The 21,247-nt window shown below is 65.4% G+C and carries 19 protein-coding genes; 12 read left to right on the top strand and 7 right to left on the bottom strand.

The window, feature by feature from the left end; all coding sequences use genetic code 11:
* Positions 1-16 precede the first annotated feature (16 nt).
* The 10 genes from glpK (at position 17) to ABLE93_RS13690 (ending at position 10,092) form a co-directional block, all read left to right on the top strand.
* On the top strand, positions 17-1,516 hold the full coding sequence (gene glpK / locus ABLE93_RS13735; protein WP_348840398.1) for a glycerol kinase GlpK: 1,500 nt from the start codon (positions 17-19) through the stop codon (positions 1,514-1,516).
* A gap of 113 nt (positions 1,517-1,629) precedes the next feature.
* Positions 1,630-3,012: an ABC transporter substrate-binding protein gene (locus ABLE93_RS13730; protein ID WP_348840397.1), complete on the top strand. Its 1,383-nt coding sequence runs from the start codon at positions 1,630-1,632 to the stop codon at positions 3,010-3,012.
* 4 nt (positions 3,013-3,016) lie between these two features.
* On the top strand, positions 3,017-3,943 hold the full coding sequence (locus tag ABLE93_RS13725; RefSeq protein WP_348840396.1) for a carbohydrate ABC transporter permease: 927 nt from the start codon (positions 3,017-3,019) through the stop codon (positions 3,941-3,943).
* A complete protein-coding gene (locus ABLE93_RS13720; protein WP_348840395.1) occupies positions 3,940-4,779 on the top strand; it encodes a carbohydrate ABC transporter permease in 840 nt (279 codons plus the stop codon). The genes ABLE93_RS13725 and ABLE93_RS13720 overlap by 4 nt, the downstream gene beginning before the upstream one ends.
* Positions 4,776-5,828 carry an ABC transporter ATP-binding protein gene (locus ABLE93_RS13715; protein ID WP_348840394.1) on the top strand — a complete coding sequence of 351 codons (1,053 nt, stop codon included), beginning with the start codon at positions 4,776-4,778 and terminating at the stop codon, positions 5,826-5,828. Before ABLE93_RS13720 ends, ABLE93_RS13715 begins: the two co-directional genes overlap by 4 nt.
* Before the next feature lies 1 nt (position 5,829).
* Positions 5,830-6,606, top strand: coding sequence for a GntR family transcriptional regulator (locus ABLE93_RS13710; RefSeq protein WP_348840393.1), 777 nt, complete (start codon positions 5,830-5,832; stop codon positions 6,604-6,606).
* A 31-nt stretch (positions 6,607-6,637) separates the two neighbouring features.
* Entirely contained in the window at positions 6,638-8,272 is a 1,635-nt protein-coding gene (locus ABLE93_RS13705; RefSeq protein ID WP_348840392.1) for an arylsulfatase, read from the top strand.
* Positions 8,269-9,261, top strand: coding sequence for a formylglycine-generating enzyme family protein (locus ABLE93_RS13700; RefSeq protein ID WP_348840391.1), 993 nt, complete (start codon positions 8,269-8,271; stop codon positions 9,259-9,261). The genes ABLE93_RS13705 and ABLE93_RS13700 overlap by 4 nt, the downstream gene beginning before the upstream one ends.
* A gap of 92 nt (positions 9,262-9,353) precedes the next feature.
* Positions 9,354-9,749 carry a YidH family protein gene (locus ABLE93_RS13695; RefSeq protein ID WP_348840390.1) on the top strand — a complete coding sequence of 132 codons (396 nt, stop codon included), beginning with the start codon at positions 9,354-9,356 and terminating at the stop codon, positions 9,747-9,749.
* Between the two features lie 13 nt (positions 9,750-9,762).
* On the top strand, positions 9,763-10,092 hold the full coding sequence (locus ABLE93_RS13690) for a DUF202 domain-containing protein (protein WP_348840389.1): 330 nt from the start codon (positions 9,763-9,765) through the stop codon (positions 10,090-10,092).
* Positions 10,093-10,155: 63 nt separating this feature from the next.
* On the opposite strand, the gene ABLE93_RS13685 is transcribed toward ABLE93_RS13690, so the two are convergent.
* From ABLE93_RS13685 to ABLE93_RS13670, 4 genes are read right to left on the bottom strand one after another with little or no spacing between them, the layout of a single operon-like run.
* Positions 10,156-11,172 (bottom strand): ABC transporter substrate-binding protein, encoded by a 1,017-nt coding sequence (locus ABLE93_RS13685; RefSeq protein ID WP_348840388.1) that lies wholly within the window; start codon positions 11,170-11,172, stop codon positions 10,156-10,158.
* A 40-nt stretch (positions 11,173-11,212) separates the two neighbouring features.
* Positions 11,213-12,049, bottom strand: a complete 837-nt coding sequence (locus ABLE93_RS13680; RefSeq protein WP_348840387.1) for an ABC transporter permease — start codon at positions 12,047-12,049, stop codon at positions 11,213-11,215.
* Positions 12,046-12,858, bottom strand: coding sequence for an ABC transporter ATP-binding protein (locus tag ABLE93_RS13675; RefSeq protein WP_348840386.1), 813 nt, complete (start codon positions 12,856-12,858; stop codon positions 12,046-12,048). The genes ABLE93_RS13680 and ABLE93_RS13675 overlap by 4 nt, the downstream gene beginning before the upstream one ends.
* Before the next feature lie 13 nt (positions 12,859-12,871).
* Positions 12,872-13,264: a RidA family protein gene (locus ABLE93_RS13670; protein WP_348840385.1), complete on the bottom strand. Its 393-nt coding sequence runs from the start codon at positions 13,262-13,264 to the stop codon at positions 12,872-12,874.
* Between the two features lie 228 nt (positions 13,265-13,492).
* On the opposite strand from ABLE93_RS13670, the gene ABLE93_RS13665 reads away from it, so the two are divergent.
* Positions 13,493-14,227, top strand: a complete 735-nt coding sequence (locus ABLE93_RS13665) for a FadR/GntR family transcriptional regulator (protein WP_348840383.1) — start codon at positions 13,493-13,495, stop codon at positions 14,225-14,227.
* Positions 14,228-14,313: 86 nt separating this feature from the next.
* A complete protein-coding gene (locus tag ABLE93_RS13660; protein WP_348840381.1) occupies positions 14,314-15,264 on the top strand; it encodes a fumarylacetoacetate hydrolase family protein in 951 nt (316 codons plus the stop codon).
* A gap of 309 nt (positions 15,265-15,573) precedes the next feature.
* Here the strand turns inward: ABLE93_RS13660 and ABLE93_RS13655 are convergent, their stop codons facing one another.
* The 3 genes from ABLE93_RS13655 to ABLE93_RS13645 all read right to left on the bottom strand — a co-directional run bounded on the left by ABLE93_RS13655 (position 15,574) and on the right by ABLE93_RS13645 (position 21,088).
* The gene (locus ABLE93_RS13655) at positions 15,574-17,658 is read right to left on the bottom strand and encodes an ATP-dependent helicase (RefSeq protein ID WP_348840380.1); all 2,085 of its coding nucleotides are present in this window, start codon (positions 17,656-17,658) and stop codon (positions 15,574-15,576) included.
* Positions 17,659-18,107: 449 nt separating this feature from the next.
* On the bottom strand, positions 18,108-19,499 hold the full coding sequence (locus ABLE93_RS13650) for a GntP family permease (RefSeq protein WP_348840378.1): 1,392 nt from the start codon (positions 19,497-19,499) through the stop codon (positions 18,108-18,110).
* Positions 19,500-19,549: 50 nt separating this feature from the next.
* On the bottom strand, positions 19,550-21,088 hold the full coding sequence (locus ABLE93_RS13645) for an AMP-binding protein (protein ID WP_348840377.1): 1,539 nt from the start codon (positions 21,086-21,088) through the stop codon (positions 19,550-19,552).
* Positions 21,089-21,247 lie beyond the last annotated feature (159 nt).

Here is a 21,247-nt window from a genome sequence, read left to right as displayed (position 1 = left end):
AATGGGGAGGACGCGTGTGGAGTCGCATATACTTGTCATCGACCAGGGCACGACGTCGACGCGATCGATCGTCTTTGATCGCACCTTCGCGCCCGTGGCGTCGGCGCAACGGGAATTTCCGCAGCATTTTCCCCACCCGGGCTGGGTCGAGCACGATCCCCGCGATCTGTGGGAGACCAGCCTTGCCACCATGCGCGATGCGCTCGCGCGGGCGGCGCTGACGGCCTCCGACATCGCCGCCATCGGCATCGCCAACCAGCGCGAGACGACCCTCCTGTGGGACCGGCAGACCGGAGAGCCCATCGCGCCCGCCATCGTCTGGCAGGACCGGCGCACGGCCGACCTGTGCAGCCGCCTCAACGGGGAGGGCTGCGAGTCCCTCGTGGCCGAGCGCAGCGGTATTTTGATCGACCCCTATTTCTCGGCAACCAAGATCGGCTGGCTGCTGGACCACGTTGAAGGCGCGCGCGCTCGGGCGGAACGGGGGGACATCGCCTTCGGCACCGTGGACAGCTTCCTGCTCTGGCGGCTCACCGGCGGCGCGGTCCATGCCACGGACGCGACCAACGCCTCGCGCACCATGCTGTTCGACATCCACTCGGGCGCATGGGACCCGGACCTCCTGCGCCTGTTCGACATCCCCGCCGCCCTCCTGCCCGATGTGCGCGACACCGCCGGTGCGTTCGGCACAGCCAGCAAGTCGTGGCTCGGACGCGAGGTGCCTGTGCTCGCCGTGGTCGGCGACCAGCAGGCAAGCCTCGTGGGACAGGCCTGCTTCACGCCGGGGCTGGCGAAGGCGACCTACGGCACCGGCGCCTTCATGCTGCTCAACACGGGGCAGGCCCGGCCGCGCTCACGCCACCGCCTCCTCACCACCATCGCCTATCAATGGGACGGCAAGCGCGCCTACGCGCTCGAAGGCTCCATTTTCTCCGCCGGCTCCACGGTGCAATGGCTGCGGGACAGCCTGGGCATCATCTCCTCGGCGGCCGAGAGCACGCGCCTCGCGGCGGAGGCGGACGACGACCAGGCGGTCTATCTGGTGCCCGCATTCACCGGACTGGGCGCACCGCACTGGCGCAGCGACGCGCGCGCCACCCTCAGCGGCCTGACCCGCGGGACAACGCGCCGCGAGATCGCTCGTGCGGCGCTGGAGAGCGTCGGCTACCAGACCCTCGACCTTCTGGATGCCATGCGCGCGGACATCCTCGAAGCCGGGCTCGACGGCGCCGATACCGTGATCCGGGTGGATGGGGGCATGTCGGACAGCGACTGGACCATGCAGTTCCTCGCCGACGTTCTGGGCCATCCGGTGGACCGTCCCGTCGTGCGGGAGACCACCGCGCTGGGTGCGGCCTTTCTGGCCGGATGGCGCGCGGGCCTCTACGGCGGGCCGGAGGAATTCGCCCGCAGCTGGCACCTCGACCGCCGGTTTGCGCCGGCGATGCCGGCGGACCGCCGATCCAGCAAAATCAAGGGCTGGCAGCACGCCGTCGCGCAGGCGCTGCACGTATAGGCCTGACCTTCGGGGGACGTGGAAGAGGGATGTCCGCCCGGTTGACAGGTTATGACGTCACGTAGTTTGTTATGACAATAGGCCGGACCCATATCGGCCAGGAGGAAACGCCAATGACTTCTGTGAAGCCCACGCGGCGTCACGTGCTGCAGGCTGGCCTTGCCGCCGTCGCTTTCCCCGCTCTCATCCGCTCCGCCGGGGCGCTGACCGCAGATCTCGCCCCCTACACGTCCGCGAAGATCGATTGGCGCCAGGCGTCCGGCGAGCAGATCACCGTGGCGGTGATCCCGGCGAGCTATTTCGACAATCTGATCGCCCTCTCGCCGCAGTTCGAGGCGCTCACTGGCATCAGCGTCCGCTTCGAGAAAATTCCGCCCGCGCAGATCCGCCAGAAGGCCGTCATCGACCTCACGTCGAAGGCCGGCGGATATTCGACCCATGCGGCCGACCCCATGTATTACGCGCTCTATGCCGCGAACAAATGGGTCGAGCCGCTCGATCCCTATCTGAAGGACGCCGCGCTCACCGATCCCGCCTGGTTCCAGCCCGACGACATCATTCCCGCGTGGCGCAACGCCAACGTCGTCGATGGCAAGCTGTATGGGGTGCCCTACGACGGCGAGGTCACGGTTCAGGTCTATCGCAAGGATCTCTACGACGCGAAGGGCCTCAAGGCAGCGGATACGCTGGAGGACTTCGTCTCCAACGCGGCGGCGCTCAACGATCCGGGAAACCGCCTGTGGGGCACCGCCCTGCGCGGGGTCGCGGGGGCCGGCCAGAATGTCTACATCTATTCTTCGCTGTTCCGCGAATTCGGCGGCGACTGGTTCCCGGGCGGCAAGTTCCGCGTCAACGGCCCGGAGGCCGAGGCGGCGCTCGCGTGGTATGTGGACGTGATGCGCAAATATGCGCCCACCGCGGCCCAGAACTGGAACTGGCCCGACATCGCCGACGCCTTCTCCCAGGGCACCGTCGCGAGCTACATCGACGCCAATACCTCGGCCTCGGTCATCACCAATCCGGAAAAGTCCAAGGTCGTCGGCAAGATCGGCTTCGCGCGCTGGCCCAAGGGACCGACCGGCAAGCGGGTGTCATCCATCTGGAACTGGGGCTTCCCCATCAATGCCGCGCTCCCGGAGAAGCGCAAGAAGGCGACGTGGCTGTTCATCCAGTGGGCTGCCTCGCTGCCCACGCAGGCGCTCACCTCCTATCAGTTCTCCGGCCCCGCCAAGCGGTCCGGCGTGAACCGGCTGAGCCTCTGGAAGAACCCGGACTACGTGAAACTGATGAACAGCTTCGGCGACAATTTCGTCGCCACCACCCTCGAGGCGCTGGAGCAGGACACGGACGTCAACTGGCGTCCGCGCGTGCCCCAGTGGCCGGCGATCGGCGATACCCTCGCCACCGCCATCCAGCAGGCGCTGGTGGGCCAGGCCACCACCAAGGCCGCCCTCGACGAGGCGCAGCGCCGCCTCGAGCCGATGATGCGAGGCTGATGTCGTGACGAAAGCCACCACCCTGGGCGTTCCGGCCGGGGGTCGCGCCGATCCTGCGCGGATGATGGAAGGACGGGAGCGCCGCTTCGCGGCGGCGCTGCTCGCGCCCGCCTTCCTCGCCCTGATGGCGACCACCACCTTTCCGCTCCTGCATCTGGGCTGGACGAGCCTGCACAGGATGGACCTCGCGATGCCGTACATGGACGGCTTCGTCGGGCTGGACAATTACCGCGAGCTGTTGGGCGATCCCCGGTTCTGGTCGGCCCTCGGAGTGAGCCTCGTCTATACGTTTTCCACCGTGATCCTGCAGGTGGCGCTCGGGCTTGCGCTGGCGCTGCTCGTCAACGGCATGCGCCGCGGGCAGGCACTATTCCGCATCGTGGCGATCCTGCCCGTGGTGCTCTCCCCCGCCGTGGTCGGCATGGTGTGGCGCACCTTCATGCTCACCCCCGAATTCGGCGTGGTTGACTATCTGAGCATGACCGCTGGTCTCGGCAGCCACAACTGGCTCGGAGACCCCTCTCTCGCACTGCTCTCCGTGGTGGTGATCCACACCTGGCAGTGGACGCCGTTCGCCTTCATGGTTCTGCTCGCCAGCCTCGCGGCCCTTCCCGAGGACATCTACGAAGCGGCACGGATCGACCGCGCAAGCCCCTGGCTCTGCTTCCTTCGCATCACCCTGCCGTTGCTGCGGCCGGCGATCGTCATGGTCATCATCATGCGCACCATGGTGGCGCTCACCGCGTTCGCGGCCATCTTCACCGTCACAGGCGGCGGACCCGGCACCGCCACCGAGATCCTCAATCTCTACGCCTACCGCAAGTCCTTCACCGAATTGTCCATGGGCTACGGCTCGGCGCTCGCGGTCGCCCTGCTGATCTTCACCCTCGTCGTCACCGGCGTCCTCTTCGCACTGCGGAGGGCGAAATGAAGGGCAACAAGCTGCGCCTCGCGCTGCTCCTGGGCGCGTCCGGCCTGTTCCTGCTCGCCTGGATCTTCCCGATCTTCTGGAGCCTCCTCAACGCCTTCAAGAGCGAGCAGGACGTGCTTGCCTATCCGCCTAAGCTGATCTTCACGCCGACGCTCGCGGCGTTCAGGGATGTGCTGTTCGGCCCCACGTCCATCGTGCCGAACCTCATCAGCAGCTTCATCATCTCCATCGGCACCACCGTCGTGACCATGGTGCTCGCGATCCCCGCCGCCTACGCGCTCGCCCGCCTGCGCGTGCCGGGCAAGAAGTGGTCGGGCTTCTACGTCCTCGCCACGCAGATGCTGCCGCCGGTGGGCATCATCATCCCCTACTTCCTGATCCTGCGCGACATCGGCTGGATCGACACCTATCAGGGCATCATCCTGATCTATCTGTCGTTCTCGCTGCCCTTCGCCATCTGGCTTCTGGTGTCCTATTTCGAGGATCTCCCCTTCGAGATGGAGGAGGCGGCCTTCCTCGACGGCGCGAGCCGCCTGATGACCCTGTGGCGCATCATCCTGCCCCAGGTGCGCGGCGGCGTGGCGGTCACGGTGGTGTTCGTCTTCCTCAATGCGTGGAACGAGTTCCTGTTCGCCGTGGTGCTGTCCGGAAACGTGGTGCGTCCCGTGACCATCTCCATGTTCAACTTCGTGTCGGTGGAACAGACGCTGTGGTCGAAGCTGGCGGCCGTCTCGGCGCTCGCCATGCTGCCCGTCATCATCCTCGGCATCATCGCCCAGAAGCACATCGTGAAAGGCCTGACGGTCGGCGCCGTCAAGGGAGGAGGACGCCGATGACCGCGCGCGGACGGGTTCAGCTCGAGAAGATCGTCAAGAAGCACGGGGCATTCGAAGCCCTCAAAGGGATCGACATCGAGATCCAACCCGGCGAATTCTTCGCTTTGCTCGGGCCGTCGGGGTCCGGCAAGAGCACGACGCTGCGCATTCTCGCCGGCCTCGACGCGCCCACCTCCGGCCGCATCCTGCTGGACGGGGAGGACGTGACCGGAGCCGATGCGCGCGCCCGCGACATCGCCATGGTGTTCCAGAGCTATGCGCTCTACCCGCACATGACGGTGGGCGAGAACATCGCGTTTCCCCTGGAGATGGCGAAGACGCCGAAGGCCGAGATCGCTCCGGCGGTGCGCGAGGCGGCCGCCAAGGTGAAGATCGATCATCTTTTGGACCGCAAGCCGGGGCAGTTATCCGGCGGCCAGCAGCAGCGCTGCGCGCTGGCCCGCGCCATCGTGCGCAAGGCGCGGCTGTTCCTGCTGGATGAGCCGCTCTCCAACCTCGACGCCATGCTGCGCCTCGCCACCCGCGTCGAGCTCAAGAAGCTGCAGCGCTCGCTCGGCGTCACCGCCGTCTATGTCACCCACGATCAGGAAGAGGCGATGACCCTGGCCGATCGCATGGCGGTGTTCCGCGAAGGCGAGATCTGCCAGATCGGCCGGCCGGCGGACGTGTTCGCCGCGCCCAACTGCATCGAGGTGGCGGCCTTCATCGGCAGCCCGCCCATGAACCTCATCACCACCCGCACCACCGACGGCGGCGTGCTCATCGGCGGCCGTCACGTGCCGGTGGCCGCCCCCCTCGCTGCTGGCCGCGCGGTGGTGGTCGGCGTCCGCCCGAGCGCGGTCAGGTTCGATCCGGCGGGCATCCCCGTCAGCGTGGACGTCGTGGAGAACCTTGGCGACGCCGCCATTCTCGACCTCACCCTCGAGGGCACGCCGCTGCGCGCCCGCTACGATCGCTTTCCGCTGCCCCGCGAGGGCGAGACGATGGCCGTGTCGTTCGCCCCCGAAGACATCCACCTGTTCGACCCCTCCACCCGCCGGCGGATCTGACATGCTCGCGCCCATGAAAGGCAGGGCCGCGCGCGAGGCGCGCGCGGCCAAATCCGGCGGAGCCGGAGCGCCGCCCCTTCATATCCAGGTCCGTGAAGCCATCCGCAGCCAGGTGCGCGAGGGCAAGCTGATCGACGCGGACGGCCGCCTGATGCCCGAGGCCGAGCTGGTGAGGCATTTCGGCGTGAGCCGGATCACCATCCGCCATGCGATCCAGCCGCTGGTGGAAGAGGGCATGTTCGCCCGCGAACGCGGCCGGGGCACCTTCCTGAAGTCGAACGAGCCGGAGAACTGGCTGGGCCGGCTCATGGGCTTTTCCGAGACCATCCGGGACGCCGGCTTCGAGCCGGGCGCGCGCATTCTCCACCAGGGCATGACCAACGCCCACGATGACGCCGCGCGCGAAACGCTGCATGAGCGGGCGGTGTGGGAGCTGAAGCGCGTGCGGCTCGCGGACTCGACCCCCATCGCCATCGAGCACGCCTTCTACCCGCCCGATATCGGCCTCGAGCTGGAGAAGCAGGACCTCGTCTCCATCCTCATGTACCGGGTGTTCGAGGAGGAGCTGGGGCTCAACATCAAGGAGGCGAGCCAGAGCATCTCTGCGACCCTCGCCGACGAGGCGACCGCCGGCCTGCTCGGGATCGCGCCCGGCGACCCGCTGCTCGCGATGGAGCGCCTGACCATCTCCACCGACGGGCGACCGTTGGAGCTGCTGCGCTCGGTCTACCTGCCCACCTATTTCCGCTTCACCATCAATCTCACGCGACGGGCGTGACGGAAGTCGCGCCGCGCCCCTGGAGCCATGCATGTCCGACACGCCAGCCACCAAGCGCCCCAACATCGTCCTCATCCTGAACGACGACATGGGCTTCTCCGACATCGGCTGCTACGGCGGCGAGATCGAGACGCCCAATCTCGACCGGCTGGCGGCCAGCGGCCTGCGCTATTCTCAGTTCTACAACACCGCGCGCTGCAGCCCGTCCCGCGCCTCTCTGCTCACCGGCCTCCATCCGCACCAGACCGGCATCGGCATCCTCACCTACAGCACCGGGCCGGAAGGCTATGCGGGCAATCTGAACAAGAACTGCGTGACCATCGCCGAGGTACTGCGCAAGGCCGGATACCGCACCCGCCTGACCGGCAAGTGGCACGTGGCCTCGAACCTCACCGAGCCCACGGACACGTGGCCGCTGCAGCGCGGCTTTGACGAATTCTATGGCACCATCATCGGTGCCGGCAGCTTCTACTGGCCCAATACGCTGACCCGCGGCAATGCGAACGCCGAGCACGAGGCCGTGGAAGATCCCAACTTCTTCTACACCGACGCCATCAGCGACGAGGCCGCAGCGTTCATCCATCGTCAGGCGAAGGACAATCCCGGCGAGCCCTTCTTCCAGTACGTGGCCTATACCGCCCCGCACTGGCCGCTCCACGCCCACCCGGAAGACATCGCCAAGTACAAGGGGCGCTTCGATGCCGGCTGGGACGCGCTGCGCGAAGAACGCCTGGCCCGCATGATCAAGGCCGGGCTGATCCATCCGAACTGGAAGCTGACCGACCGCGATCCCACCCAGCCGCCGTGGACGCAGGCGGAAGAGCGGGAATGGCTCGCCCGCTGCATGGAGGTCTATGCGGCCCAGATCGATCGCATGGACCAGGGCATCGGCCGCGTGCTGAAGGCGCTGGAAGACACGGGGCAGATGGACAACACCCTCGTCATCTTCCTGTCCGACAACGGCGCCTGCGCCGAGGACATTCCCGAAGACGTCTCGCCCCAGGCGCTTGTCGAGGACCTGATGATCGCCCGGGCCGAGACCCGCGATGGCCAACCCGTCCGCTTCGGCAACATTCCCGAGATCATGCCGGGCGCCGAGGATACGTATCAAAGCTACGGCGTCGCCTGGGCGAACCTCTCCAACACGCCGTTCCGGCTCTACAAGCACTGGATCCACGAAGGCGGCATCGCCACGCCCCTCATTCTCCACTGGCCGGCGCGTATAACGGCCGGCGGCGAGCTGCGGCACGTTCCGGGCCAGCTGCCGGACATCATGGCGACCATTCTCGACGTGACCGGCGCCGCCTATCCGCAGACCCATGAGGGCAACACCATCCTGCCGTGCGAAGGCGTGAGCCTCGCGCCCTCGTTCCCGCAGGACGGCGAGCGCACGGTGCCCATGTTCTGGGAGCACGAGGGCAATGCCGCGATCCGCGTCGGCCCGTGGAAGCTGGTGCGCAAATATCCCGGCCCCTGGGAGCTCTACGACATGGAGGCCGACCGCACGGAGCTTCACGATCTGGCCGCGGACCACCCCGAGCGCGTGAAGGACATGATCGCGCTCTACCAGGCCTGGGCCGAGCGCTGCGGCGTGATCCCGCGCGAGAAGATCCTCGAGCTGATGAAGGCCCAGGGCGGGGCCGCCTTCTGGGAGGAAGAGGAGTGACACGGGCGCCGGAGGCGCGGGCGGCAGGCGAGGCCGGCACGTCGCCGCGCCCGTGCTGCTGCGCGAGCCGCACCGAAGAGGCGGCGCAGCCGATCCCCTCGCCTCCTCCGGCATCGCCGCGCAGCTCCGGCGCCGCGTTTCGCTGGATCGCTCTGCCGGGCGGCCGCTTCCTGATGGGGACATCCGGCACCGAGGGCTTCGCCGGCGACGGCGAGGGACCGGCGCGGCAGGTCACTGTGAGCGGGTTCAAGGTTTCGGCCTATGCGGTGACCAACGCCCAGTTCGCCGATTTCGTCCGCGCCACGGGCTACGTCACGGAGGCGGAGCGCTTCAACTGGTCCTATGTGTTCCACGCCTTGGTGCCGCCGCAGACGGCCGCCCGCATCGATCGGGTGCCGGTGGAAGCGCCCTGGTGGCTGCCGGTGCCGTTCGCCTACTGGGCTCAGCCGGAAGGCCCCGGCACCACGGTTCTGGATCGGCTGGATCACCCGGTGGTGCATGTCTCCTGGAACGATGCGATGGCCTTCTGCACCTGGTCGCGCACGCGTCTTATGACCGAAGCGGAATGGGAATATGCCGCGCGGGGCGGACTGGACGGCAAGCTCTATCCGTGGGGCGATGACCTTGCGCCCGGTGGCCGGCATCGCTGCAACATCTGGCAAGGCACCTTCCCGGATCTCAACACGGCGGAGGACGGCTATGTCGGCACCGCCCCGGTCCACGCCTTCGAGCCGAACGGCTACGGCCTGTTCAACGTGGCGGGCAATGTCTGGGAATGGGTGCGGGATGCCTTCACCCCCGACTATCACCGGGTCACCGCCGGTCACGACCCGTTCCATGACGGGCCGGGCGCGGGCCGGTCCATGCGCGGCGGCTCGTATCTCTGCCACAGCTCCTATTGCAACCGCTACCGGGTCGCGGCCCGCACCTCCAATACGCCGGGCAGCAGCAGCGGCAACATCGGATTTCGCGTCGCCGACCTGGAGTAATACTTCTCAATCATCGGAGACATCGAATTACCCGATCGCCCTGCATCTGTATTGCAGACACTTCGACCGAACACGGTGCCAGAGAGCAAAAAATGCCGTACCGTTCCGCCGATTTGCGCACCGACGCGCCAGATCCATCGCGCCTCAAGTGGTGGCAGCACGGCGCGCGGCCGGACTATCGCTTCTCGCTCGCCAACGAGAGAACATTTCTGGCCTGGATCCGCACGGCGTTGGCGCTGATCGCCGGTGCGGTCGGGATCGACCAGTTCGCCTCGCACCTTGGGCCACTCCCACTGCGGCTTGCACTCGCGCTCGTTCTTTTCGTGGCCGGAGGCCTCCTGGGCGGCATGGCGTACCCGCGTTGGGCACGGGCCGAGCAGGCCATGCGCCACGACGCGGACCTGCCCATCAGCGCGCTCATCCCGCTTCTGGCGGCCTTCACCGCCACCCTCGCCGTGGGGCTGGCCTGCCTCATCCTGCTGATCTGACGGGGTTCGTCGGATGAAAGACCCGGGCCTGCAACGAGAGCGCACGGGGCTGGCCTGGTCGCGGACGGGCTTCGTGATGATACTGGTTGCCCTGCTGTCGGTGCGCGGCGGCGTTGCCCATGCCTCCACCGCCCAGCTTGTCGCGGCGTTCCTGCTCAGCGGGACGTCCGGGGTGCTGCTTTATCGTGGCCACCAACGATCCCGCTACGACGACGACCGCGACGATGTCGTCGCCGTCCCAAGCCGCCGGCTGGCGATGTTCACGGGCAGCGTGGTTCTCACGGCAGCGCTGCTCCACGCCGCCTCGGTCCTGCCCCGGCTGCTGCCTGCGCTCGGCGGCTAGGCCGGCAAGCTAAGCGAGGGCGTCTAGGAAGCCCGGGGCGGCTCACGCCTGACCCTGCCGCCCTCAGTTCGACGCCGAAGCGTCGAACACTTCATTCAGGGTGAAGCTCCGCTTCAGAAAGCCGTTCATCTCAAGCACGGCCTGTGTCGCGTCGAGTTCAGCCTTTGTGACCGCCCCGGTTGTGGATACAGCGGGCTTGAGCCTGCCGATGGCGTCCACCAGAACATCGTCCCCGAGGCTGCCGAGCACCGGCTTGACCACGGCGGCAACTTCCTGGGGACTCGACTGAGCAATGAAATGCGATGCCTTCAGATAGGCGGCGCGGGTCGCGCGGACGAGTTGGGCGTTGGACCGGATGAAATCCAGCGTCGCCCAGAGACCCTCCATGAGGAAATAAGGCAGCCGGGGATCTTCGCCTTTGGCATTGTCCACCAGCGTGAAACCCTTGCCTTCGCGCACCAGCTTCTCGCCCATGGGCATGGAAATGTACATCACGTCGATGGCGCCGTTGTCGAGTGCGGCTGCCAAGGCTGGCGGCCCGCCGATGGCGACGACCTTGGCATCGGTATCGGGATTGAGGCCGGCCGCGGCAAGGTTAAACCGGGCGAGTTGCCAAGTGAGGGCGCCCGCCCGGGTGACACCGATCCGAAGGCCCTTCAAGAGCTTGATGCGCGGCTCGAACGGCAATTCTTGGTGGAACCCGACTTGCTCTGCTGCTTTCTTGGAGATGGTCGCATTGACGATGCAGCGATTAAGCAAAGAGGCCACGCAGACCAGTTTCTGCCCCTGCTGCAAGGCCGGCAGAACCTGCGCTCCGTCGTTCACCGTGAATTCTGCATTGCCCGCTAGCACCAGTTGCACGTCGGGGCCGCCACCGCCGGTGTCGATGAGCTTGGCGCCGAGGCCCTGCTCCGCGAAGAAGCCCTTCTGCTCGGCCACGTAACTCTGGATATAGGCGAGCGATGTGACCGCATGCGTCACCCGTAGCGTCTTCGTCGCTTGGGCGCGGGCAGGGAAGGCAAGCAGTGGCGCGGCGGCGGTTCCGGCAAGCGTGAGGACAAGGCGGCGGCGATTGAGCATCGAAGTCTCCGGCAACGGCGGGGCGGGGAAGCAAACGGTCTTACGCCTGAGGCCCTTGGGCACGCACCTCTCGCGCCTCGGGCCGCCAGGAGAGAAGGCGGGCTTCCAGGGCGTTCAGCGCCGCGTTCATAGCGACGACGATCGTCATCATGACGATCAGGCCGGCCATGGTGCCCGTGGTGTTGTAAAGCGAGGTCTCCATTTGGATCTTCCAACCGAGACCCGCCGAAGAGGCGACGAATTCCCCGATGATGGCACCGATCAGCGCATAGGGGATCGATAACTTGATGCCGAGGAAGATGTAGGGCGTCGCCGCCGGCAGGATCACCTTCAGGAACAGCTCTGTCTCGCTCGCCCCCATGACCCACGCCAGGTCCGTGAAGCGGCGATCGACGCTGCGGATGCCAGCGTACGTATTGTAGAAGATGACGAAAAACACGAGCGTGAAGACGAGCACGATCTTCGGCAGCATGTCGATGCCGAACCACACCACGAAGAGCGGCGCGAGGGCGACGCGCGGAATGCCATTCATCGCGACAAGGAACGGGTCGAGCACCTCCGCCGCGAAGGGCGCACGGGAGAGCCACATGCCGGCAGCCAGACCAAGCACCGTGCCGGCCGCGAATCCCGACAGCATAGCGCCCATGGTGAAGGCGAGGTGGTGGAAGAAATCGCCTGAGACGATCCAATCCCACAGATAGACGGCGATCAGGCTCGGCTTGGATACCCAGAAGGTGGCGAAGAGGCGGCCGGAGCCGAGCTCCCACAAGGCCAGCAGTGCCACGACGAGCACAAGGCGGGCGAGGCGTATCTTGGACGCGCGCGACAGGCGGCGGGGGACCGGAGCGGCTTTAGGTTCCATCGTAACTACGCTCATTGGGAAACGCCTCCGGCGGAAATTTCCTCGGCGAGTTCGTCGCCCAACCTTGAAAGAAGATCGCGGTAGACCGAGTCCTCGTGGAGGTGGCGCACGTTCCGGGGCCTGGGAATCGGCACGTCGTGTACGGACTTCACGCGGCCGGGCCGGGCAGTGAGCACCATCACGCGGTCGCCGAGTGCGATCGCCTCCGGCAGGTCGTGGGTGATGAAGATGACCGTCTTGCCTTCGTCGGCCCACAGCTCAAGCAGCTGGTTCTGCAACAGCAGCCGGGTCTGTGCATCGAGCGGGCCGAAGGGCTCGTCCATAATGATGAGGTCGGGCGAGAAGGAGAGCGCGCGCACGATGTTGCCGCGCTGTCGCATTCCGCCCGAAAGCTCATGGGGATAACGATCCGCGAAGTCCCGCAGGTGAACCTTGGCGAGATAGTCTAGGCTGATGCGGCGGCGCTCCGCCTCAGGCACATTCCGCAGCTCTAGTGGAAACTCCACGTTTTCCCGCAGCGTGCGCCACGGATAGAGATTGTCGTTCTGCATGACGTAGCCGATTCGGCGGCGGTCGATGCTGCGGGAGCCGTTGAGCAGGATGTCCCCCCCGCTCGGCTGCTCGAGCCCGACGAGGAGGTTGAGCAGGGTTGACTTGCCGCATCCGCTCGGCCCAACCACGGTCAGGAACTCGCCCGGCCGTACGGAAATCGAGAGGTCCTTGAGGGCCGTCACACGGCCGTGGCCTGCGTCATAGGTTTTCGAAACCTGCCGGAATTCGAGTACCGACAGGCCGCCTTGGCTTGGGAGATCGCGGTCAAGCATGGCGCCCTCCGGTTCAGGCGAGCGCCACGGCTTCGATTTCGATGTCGAACTCCCACGGCCACGAGGCCACGGTGCAGAAAGTGCGCGCCGGCGGCTCGCTGGGGAAGTATTCCGCGTATATCTGGTTGATATCATTGAAGTACGCGCTGTTCACGGCGAAAATAGTCGTCTTCAGAACCTTGTCCATGGAGGATCCGGCAGCCTCCAGAGCAGCCTTGACGTTTTCAAGGGATTGACGGGTTTGGACCAGGATGTCCCCGCGCACGAGTTCCCCGGTTTCCCAGTTGACCGGAGGAAGGCCCGAAACGAAGACGAGGCCGCCGCCGCTGACTACCGCGGACAGGGGAATCTTCCGGGCCTCGATGGCATCGCTGAGCTTGCCAACGCGATAGGTCTTCTTCGTCATGTCGTCCTCTGGGTGAACGTGGCCTCAAAAGAGAGCCATTTATGATCCTTTATGGGACCATAGAAGTGCGATTTGTTCCTCACGTCAAGTCGGACGCCTCCGCCCTTTTGCAGGAATTTCAAGCGCGCCCTGCTCCGATTACGGGCAAACACTTAGTTTGTGCCGATTTTGGCGCCGTGCTATAAGATCGAGACCGTAGACCCGATTTGTCCCATTTGGTTCCCCTTCATGCTCAGCAGTCCGCCAGAAAACATTCGAGACCGATCCCGCGAAGCCGCCCGGGAAATCCGGCGGTTCATCGAGGAAGGCATCGCGAGCAATGTTCTGAATCCTGGCGACAAGCTTCCCAACGAGCGCGATCTGGCGGAGCGCTTCGGGATCGGCCGCAACAGCGTTCGCAAGGTGTTGATCGCCCTTGAGCAGGAGGGGCGAATCGAGCGCTCGGTGGGCCGAGGGACATTCGTGGCGGGCACGCTGACCAATGCGGAGTCCGCCCCCGCCGTAGGAAAGTTCTTCGCCACAATCTCGCGCACCGCGAGCCCGCTCGACCTGATGGAGTTCCGGCTCGCCGTCGAACCTTCCATCATCGAGAGCGCCGTTCATCGCGCGTCGAGTGCAGATATCGATCTGATGCAAGCCGCGCTCGATCGCTCCCGGACCGCGACTACGTTGCAGGAGTTCGAGACCTGCGACGAGGACCTTCATCGGGCCATTGCCGCGGCATCCCGCAACCCTTTGTACATCGCGGCCGCCGACATCATCACCGGTGTTCGCGCCGAGGCCGAGTGGGGTATGCTCAAGAAGCGCACCCTGACCGGCGAACTGCGCCGCCTGCACACGAGCGAACACGAGGAGATCGTGGCCAGCGTCCGCCGCAGGGACCCGATGGCAGCGCGGTCTGCCATGGTGGCGCACCTGGTGAATGTGCGGCGTATGATGTTCCCCCAAATTGAACCAAAATAGAACCATTGTCGTTTTGATCGTATTTGGTCTTGATATATATCCGAATTGGTCTCATGCTTCCGTCCCGATCTCGACGGAGGCCCTCCATGAAATTCGTCTGTTTTGAGCGGGACGGAACGCGCAGGCTCGGTATTCTGACTGCGCGCGAGGTCGTCGATCTTTGGAGTCTGGGGGCGAGCCATGCGCTGCCCCAGGCGGCCCGTTCGGATCTCGCCGCTCTCATCCGATCTGGCCGTGCAGCCCTGGACGCTGTGCGCGAGCTTGCGGAAACCGCGCCCCCTGAGGCGCGATTGCCCCTGTCCGACGTCAGCATTCTTGCCCCCCTGCTGCCGTCGACCATCCTCTGCGCGGGAAGCAACTATCATGACCACAACAGCGAAAAGGCGGGCACGCCGATCAGCGGAACAGAGCCGGAGTTCTTCGTGAAGACCTCGGATTGCGTCATTGGGCCCAATGCGGCAATCCTTTTTGATCCGATTCTGACCCGCAAGCTCGACTGCGAGACCGAGCTGGCGGTCGTCATCGGCAAATCAGGGCGGCACATTCCGGTGGAACGCGCGCTCGAGCACGTGTTCGGCTACACCATCGTAAACGACGTGACCGCCCGAGACCGTCAGGTGCGCACCAGCCCGACCGGCTTTACTTGGTACGAACTCGGCCGCGGGAAGGCGTTCGACACCAGCGCGCCGCTGGGGCCGGTGGTCGTAACGGCCGACGAGATCGGCGATCCACAAGCGCTCGCCCTGCGCACCCGGATCAACGGTGAGCTGCGCCAGTCGGCCTCAACCGCCGACATGATATGGACGTGCGCCGAACTCGTGCACTTCTTCTCCATCAACTTCGAACTGAGGCCGGGGATGGTTATCATCACGGGCACGCCGGCGGGCACGGCCTGGTCCACTGATGGCGAACTGGGCGGGCGTTGGAAGGCCCAGCCCGGCCTCGTCCCGGCGAAGCGATACTGCTTTCCAGGCGACGTTATCGAGTGCGAAATCGACGGGATCGGAACTCTCGTCAATCACGTTTCCGCGGCCTGAAGCGCTCTCAACGGCATCGCCCCCCGCCGAAAAAAGCAACCCGTCATGAATTTAAAGCTTACGTGAACTCATCACGCTTCAAAGAAAAAAGTGTTCACCCTATCCAGCGCGCCTATGTAGCCAAGCGTCGCGGCGAAGGTGAAAGCGGGCGGCACATCGCCAAAGTCATGGGCGTCAGCACGGCCACCACAGGTCGCATTGCACCCACTCCCTAAGGGAGTGGCTTGGGCACACCAGTGGGATACGTCCCCGGTTCGCCGGATGCGACAATATCCGATGACCTGTGCAGGAATGCAGGATCTTCCGCCGCTACTGCCACATGCCTCGCAGACGGGCGCCCACGTCGATCCTGACGTTTCCGACCGTGCCGGTCCTGGCGTCCTCGGAAGCAGCCTTCGGCCAGGACACATGCTCGAAATGCGGGAGAACAGACTTCGGAATGAAACGCGTGCGCGCCGCGTAGACGTGCCGGTCTCCCCTGACAGGCTGGCCGTGGACGAAGAAGCGCTGCGGCGTGACGAGGTGCAGGGCGTCCTTCGCCCGCGTCATGGCGACGTAAAGCAGGCGCCGCTCTTCCTCCAGCTCCTCGGTCTGGCCTGCACCGAGATCGCTTGGAATGCAGCCGTCGACAACATTCAGGACGAAGACGGACTTCCACTCCTGCCCCTTGGCCGAATGGATGGTGGAGAGGATGAGGTAGTCCTCATCCAGCGTCGGCACACCCGCCTGATCGCTGGTGGCATCCGGCGGATCGAGCGTCAGCTCGGTCAGGAACCTCTCGCGTGAGCCATATCCCGCCGCGATCTGCTCCAGTTGCGTCAGATCGGCAGCGCGCATGCTGGCATCCTCATGGATGCGCTCGAGATGCGGCTCGTACCAGAGCCGCGCCAGCTCGACCTGCGCGGGCCAGGTCGCATGGGAAATCCCCTGCAGCATCGCAACCAGCTGGCTCCACGCCTCCCCGACCTTCGCGGGCGCCTGCACGTCCGAGAGAGCAGCGATGGGGTCCGGCTGGTCGGCGACCCGATCGAGGATCTTCTGCGCGGAGGTTGGGCCGATGCCGGGCAGCAGTTGCAGGAGGCGGAAACCCGCGATGCGGTCGCGGCCGTTCTGCGCAAAGCGCAGGACTGCCAGCAGATCCTTCACATGGGCCGCATCGAGGAACTTCAGTCCGCCGAACTTCACGAACGGAATGTTACGGCGGGTGAGCTCCACCTCCAGCGGCCCGGCATGGCTGGAGGTGCGGAACAGCACCGCCTGCTGCTTCAGGGCCGTGCCCACTTCCCGGTTTTCCAGGACGCGGTCGGCGATGAAACGGGCCTGCTCCATCTCGTCGCGCACGCTCACCAGTTCCGGCTTCTCGGCGGACGCGCGGTCCGTCCAGAGGTTCTTGGTGAAGCGCTCGCTGGCAAGGCCGATGACGGCGTTCGCAGCCTCGAGGATCGGCTGGGTGGAGCGATAGTTCCGCTCCAGCGTGACCACCTCTGCGCGCGGGCGGAAGTGGTCCGGAAAGTCGAGGATGTTGCGCACCGTCGCCGCGCGGAAGGCATAGATGGACTGGGCGTCGTCGCCGACCACCGTCAGCCCGTAGCCATCCGGCTTGAGGCCGAGCAGGACGGAGGCCTGCAGGCTGTTCGTGTCCTGATACTCGTCCACCATCACATGGTCGAAGCGCGCGCTTATGTCCCGTGCGATCGCCGGCTCGGTGACGAGCTGCGCCCAATAGAGCAGAAGATCATCGTAATCGAGCACGTTCTGCGCCTGCTTGGCCTCCACATAGGCGCCGAAGAGCTGCTTCAGCTCGTCATGCCAGCCGACGCACCACGGAAAGGCCCGGGCGAGAACGTCAGGCAAGGGCCGGGTGGAATTCACCACGCGGGAATAGATGGCAAGGCAGGTGCCCTTGGCGGGAAAACGGGATTTCGTTTTCGAAAAGCCAAGCTCGTGGCGAACGATGTTCATGAGGTCGGCCGCATCCTCCCGATCGTGGATCGTGAAGGCGGGATCTATCCCCATCTGCTCGGCATAATCGCGCAGCAACCGGGCGCCGATGCCGTGAAACGTGCCCGCCCAGGTCAGGCCATTCGCCAGAACTCCACCCCGTTCAGCCAGCACCTTGTTGCAGATGCGCTCCACGCGCCTCGTCATCTCGGAGGCGGCCCGCCGCGAGAATGTCATGAGCAGGATGCGTCCTGGGTCGGCGCCCGCCACGATCAGATGGGCGACACGATGAGCAAGGGTGTTGGTCTTGCCCGAACCGGCGCCGGCAATGATCAGAAGGGGCGATGCGGGCCGCCCGGCACCCGCGGTCACGCCATGCTCGACCGCGCGCCTCTGCTCGGCATTGAGCCCATCCAGATACGCCGCCGCCGCCCCCACTGATCCCAATCCCATGGCTCAAGGTAGGCAACCAGACTCGCAGATTCTGGTTTTGTTCGCAACGTGGGCGCGCCGCTCGAGCGTGGAGCGAACCTGAACCCTCAGCCTCTTCAAACAAGGGGTCGACCAATGAAAAAGGGTGGTCCTCCTCCGCCAACAAATTGCAGCCAGTTGCACCGGCAATCGAGCTACATCCGCCGAGCTCATTTGGACTAAACCGCTGCCGCAGAAACCGCCCTGCATAAAGGTTGTTCGTATGTTTTCGATGTGTCGCCCGGCATCGCCGTCGCCATTCGCCAGCCGGTCTCCAAAAGGAAGGCGAGGACATGAAGCCGGAAGAAGGGACAAGGGCGCGACCGGCAGTTCCGCCGCTTCGCCTAACCCGAGATAAATCGCCGCTTCCCAGCGTAAGCGGCGTTCGCATGGCCGCCCGATGCGGCCGGTGGCCCGAGGGCAGCGAAGGATTAATAGATACCGGTCAGGGCATAAAAGGCGATGACGATGAACACCGCCGCCGTCTTGATGAGCGTGATGGCGAAGATGTCTCCGTAGGCCTGCCGGTGGGTGAGTCCGGTCACCGCCAGCAGCGTAATGATGGTGCCGTTGTGCGGCAGCGTATCCATGCCGCCGCTCGCCATCGACGCGATCCGGTGCAGCACCGCGGGTGGGATATCCGCCAGCCGGGCCGCCTCCATGAACTGCGTTGAAAACGCCCCAAGCGCGATGCTCAGTCCACCGGATGCGGAGCCGGTGATGCCGGACAGGGTGATGATGGAAAGCGCCTCCTGCAACAGGGGAGACGTGATCGCACTGGTGGAGGCGGCGATCACCATGAAGCCGGGCAGCGTGGCGATCACCGCGCCGAAGCCATATTCGGAGGCGGTATTGACCGAGGCGAGGAGCGATCCACCGACCGCCACCTTGGTCGCATCGGCGAACTTGCGCTTGATCGCCGGGAACGCCAGAGCACAGGCGAGCAGGATGCCCACCGCCAGCGCGAACTGCGCCGCCCACACCCCGGTGACCGAAGAGACAGCGATTTCTATGGGCGCCTTCAGGCCCGGCAGGGTTGCCGTGATCTTCGGGCCATAGATGGCGGGGATGACCTCGGTAAAGATGACGTTGAGCGCCACCACTGCAAGGAGCGGGATTGCCGCCACCCAGGCGCTGGGGAGGCGCTCAGTTTCCACGAGCTCGGGTTCGTTGAGGTGGCCGGTGCCGTAGCCCTCGCCGTTGGCCATCGCCCGCCGACGTCGCCATTCCAGATAGGTCAGGCCACCGCCCAGGATGAGAGCGGCGCCGAGCACGCCGAGAACAGGCGCCGCCCAGGCCGTGGTGCCGAAGAAGGTCGTGGGGATGAGATTCTGGATCTGCGGGCTGCCCGGCAGGGCATCCGTGGCAAAGCAGAAGGCGCCGAGGGTTATGGTCGCGGGGATCAGGCGCTTCGGGATCGCCGACTGCCGGAACGTTTCCGCCGCGAATGGATAGACGGCGAACACCACGACGAAGACAGTCACGCCGCCATAGACCAGGATGGCGCAGACGACCGCCAGCGAGAAGATCGCCCGCTCGCGACCGGCGAGGCCGATGACGGCCGAGACGATGGCGCGGGAAAAGCCGGAAATCTCGATGACCTTCCCGAACACGGCGCCCAGCAGGAAGATGGGAAAGTAAAGCTTCAGGAACCCCGCCATGCGATCCATGAACACGCCGCCGTACGTGACTGGCACCAATGACGGATCCGTCAATGCGACGGCGAGGAGAGCCGCGATGGGGGCGAACAAGATGACGCTGAAGCCCCGATACGCCATGAAAATCAGGAACGCCAGGCTGGAGATGCAGATAAGGACGGCCATGTGTGCCTCTGGAGTCTTCTGATAGTTTTGTCGTTATGAAGTAGCCCGCTTCAGAGCTGCCGGAGGGCACTGCGCTGGAGCTTTCCGGACGCCGTGCGCGGCAGTTCCGGAAGGAAAGCGATCTCTCGGGGGTATTCGTGCGCGGCGAGACGGGTGCGCACGAATGTCTGGATGTCGCTGATCAACTCCGGACCGCCTTGTGCACCGTTCTTCAGCACAACGAAGGCCTTCACGATCTGGCCGCGATCTGCATCCGGCACGCCGATAACCGCCGCTTGCGCAACAGCGGGGTGCTTCTCCACCGCCTCTTCCACTTCCCCCGGGCCGATCCGGTAGCCCGAGCTCTTGATCAGATCGTCCGAGCGGCCGCGGAAATAGAAGAAGCCTTCGTCATCACGGATGGCGAGGTCCCCCGTCACCAGCCAGTCGCCATGGAACTTGGCCTCGGTTGCCGCGGGATTGTTCCAGTATCCGACGAACATCACCGGATCTGGTCGGCGTACCGCAATGGTGCCAAGCGTGCCGGCGGGAACCTCCTGTCCGTCCTCATCTATCAGCGCCACCGCGTGGCCCGGCACCGGCCGCCCGAGGGAGCCGACCCGCAGGGACGAGAGTCCCGCACAGTTCGAGAGCACGAGATTGCATTCGGTCTGGCCGTAGAACTCGTTCACTGGCGCGCCCAACGCCTCCTGGCACCAGGCAGCGGTTGCGGGTGCGAGCGGGTCGCCGCCGCTGCCGATGGTGCGCAGTGCCAGGCGCGCCGGCACCTTTGCCTCGCACAGCTGGCGCAGCGCCGCCGGCGGCATGAACAGATTCCGCACGCCGTGAGTCGTCATCAAATCAAGCGCGTGCTGTGGATCGAACTTGCGCGGGCGATGCGTCACCACCGGGACCCCGCTCAGCAGCGAGACGAACAGGACGTTGAGCAGGCCGCCGATCCAGGCCCAGTCGGCGGGTGTCCAGATCCGGTCGCCCGGTTGCGGGAAGAATTCGTGCGGCATCGCAACGCCGGGAACGTGGCCCAGCAGGAAGCGGTGGGCGTGGAGGCATCCCTTGGGATTGCCGGTGGTGCCCGACGTGTACATCATCATGGCGGGCTGATCGGCCCGCGTTTGCACGGGCGTGAAGGCGGACGCGGCGCGGGCAAGCTCGGTCTCGAAACCGGCGCTGCAACCGGTGGCGCCGCCCACCGAGAGAACCACCTTCAGCTCCGGCAGCTCCGCCACGAGACTTTCCAGCTTCTCGGCGTTGGCGATGTTGGTGACGACCGCGGCAGCGCCGCTATCCGCCAGCCGGTATTTCAAAGCGTCCACCCCGAACAGTGTCGACAGGGGAATGGAAACGAGGCCCGCGCGCAGAGCTGCGAGATGGGCGATTGCGGCTTCCGGCGACTGTTCAAGCAACACCGCGACGCGATCGCCCGTCGTCAGCCCACGCGCCAGCAGCACGTTGGCAAGGCGGTTCGATGCATCGCGCAAATGGACATAGGTGTACGGATGGACGCTGCCGTCCTGCGCGACATGGATCAGCGCGACCTTGTCGGGGTCCGCGGCGTGGCGATCGCACATCGCCACGCCCATGTTCAGCATGTCCGGAACAGCCCAGGAAAATGAACTGTAAAGTGTGTTTCGGCATGGAAGATTGACCCCGTTGTGAGGGGGATCGGCGTGTAATTTTGACCCCCCTCTTGGCTCATGGTCCGTCGTTTTGTTGCGACGGGCGGGCTGGGGATGAAGGGCGTGGATACG

The organism is Xanthobacter pollutisoli, assembly GCF_040044995.1.
Taxonomy (GTDB): Bacteria; Pseudomonadota; Alphaproteobacteria; order Rhizobiales; family Xanthobacteraceae; genus Xanthobacter.
Note: the sequence above shows the minus strand (reverse complement) of the source record. Positions and strands in the feature narration are given on the sequence as shown.

Bases quoted from the DNA above. Each gene is read 5' to 3' on its own strand.
- ABLE93_RS13685 (WP_348840388.1), bottom strand. From the start codon at position 11,172: ATGCTCAATCGCCGCCGCCTTGTCCTCACGCTTGCCGGAACCGCCGCC.
- ABLE93_RS13690 (WP_348840389.1), top strand. From the start codon at position 9,763: ATGAAAGACCCGGGCCTGCAACGAGAGCGCACGGGGCTGGCCTGGTCG.
- ABLE93_RS13655 (WP_348840380.1), bottom strand. From the start codon at position 17,658: ATGGGATTGGGATCAGTGGGGGCGGCGGCGGCGTATCTGGATGGGCTC.
- ABLE93_RS13705 (WP_348840392.1), top strand. From the start codon at position 6,638: ATGTCCGACACGCCAGCCACCAAGCGCCCCAACATCGTCCTCATCCTG.
- ABLE93_RS13645 (WP_348840377.1), bottom strand. From the start codon at position 21,088: ATGCTGAACATGGGCGTGGCGATGTGCGATCGCCACGCCGCGGACCCC.
- ABLE93_RS13680 (WP_348840387.1), bottom strand. From the start codon at position 12,049: ATGAGCGTAGTTACGATGGAACCTAAAGCCGCTCCGGTCCCCCGCCGC.
- ABLE93_RS13710 (WP_348840393.1), top strand. From the start codon at position 5,830: ATGCTCGCGCCCATGAAAGGCAGGGCCGCGCGCGAGGCGCGCGCGGCC.
- ABLE93_RS13695 (WP_348840390.1), top strand. From the start codon at position 9,354: ATGCCGTACCGTTCCGCCGATTTGCGCACCGACGCGCCAGATCCATCG.
- ABLE93_RS13730 (WP_348840397.1), top strand. From the start codon at position 1,630: ATGACTTCTGTGAAGCCCACGCGGCGTCACGTGCTGCAGGCTGGCCTT.
- ABLE93_RS13650 (WP_348840378.1), bottom strand. From the start codon at position 19,499: ATGGCCGTCCTTATCTGCATCTCCAGCCTGGCGTTCCTGATTTTCATG.
- ABLE93_RS13715 (WP_348840394.1), top strand. From the start codon at position 4,776: ATGACCGCGCGCGGACGGGTTCAGCTCGAGAAGATCGTCAAGAAGCAC.
- ABLE93_RS13675 (WP_348840386.1), bottom strand. From the start codon at position 12,858: ATGCTTGACCGCGATCTCCCAAGCCAAGGCGGCCTGTCGGTACTCGAA.
- ABLE93_RS13660 (WP_348840381.1), top strand. From the start codon at position 14,314: ATGAAATTCGTCTGTTTTGAGCGGGACGGAACGCGCAGGCTCGGTATT.
- ABLE93_RS13670 (WP_348840385.1), bottom strand. From the start codon at position 13,264: ATGACGAAGAAGACCTATCGCGTTGGCAAGCTCAGCGATGCCATCGAG.
- ABLE93_RS13665 (WP_348840383.1), top strand. From the start codon at position 13,493: ATGCTCAGCAGTCCGCCAGAAAACATTCGAGACCGATCCCGCGAAGCC.
- ABLE93_RS13720 (WP_348840395.1), top strand. From the start codon at position 3,940: ATGAAGGGCAACAAGCTGCGCCTCGCGCTGCTCCTGGGCGCGTCCGGC.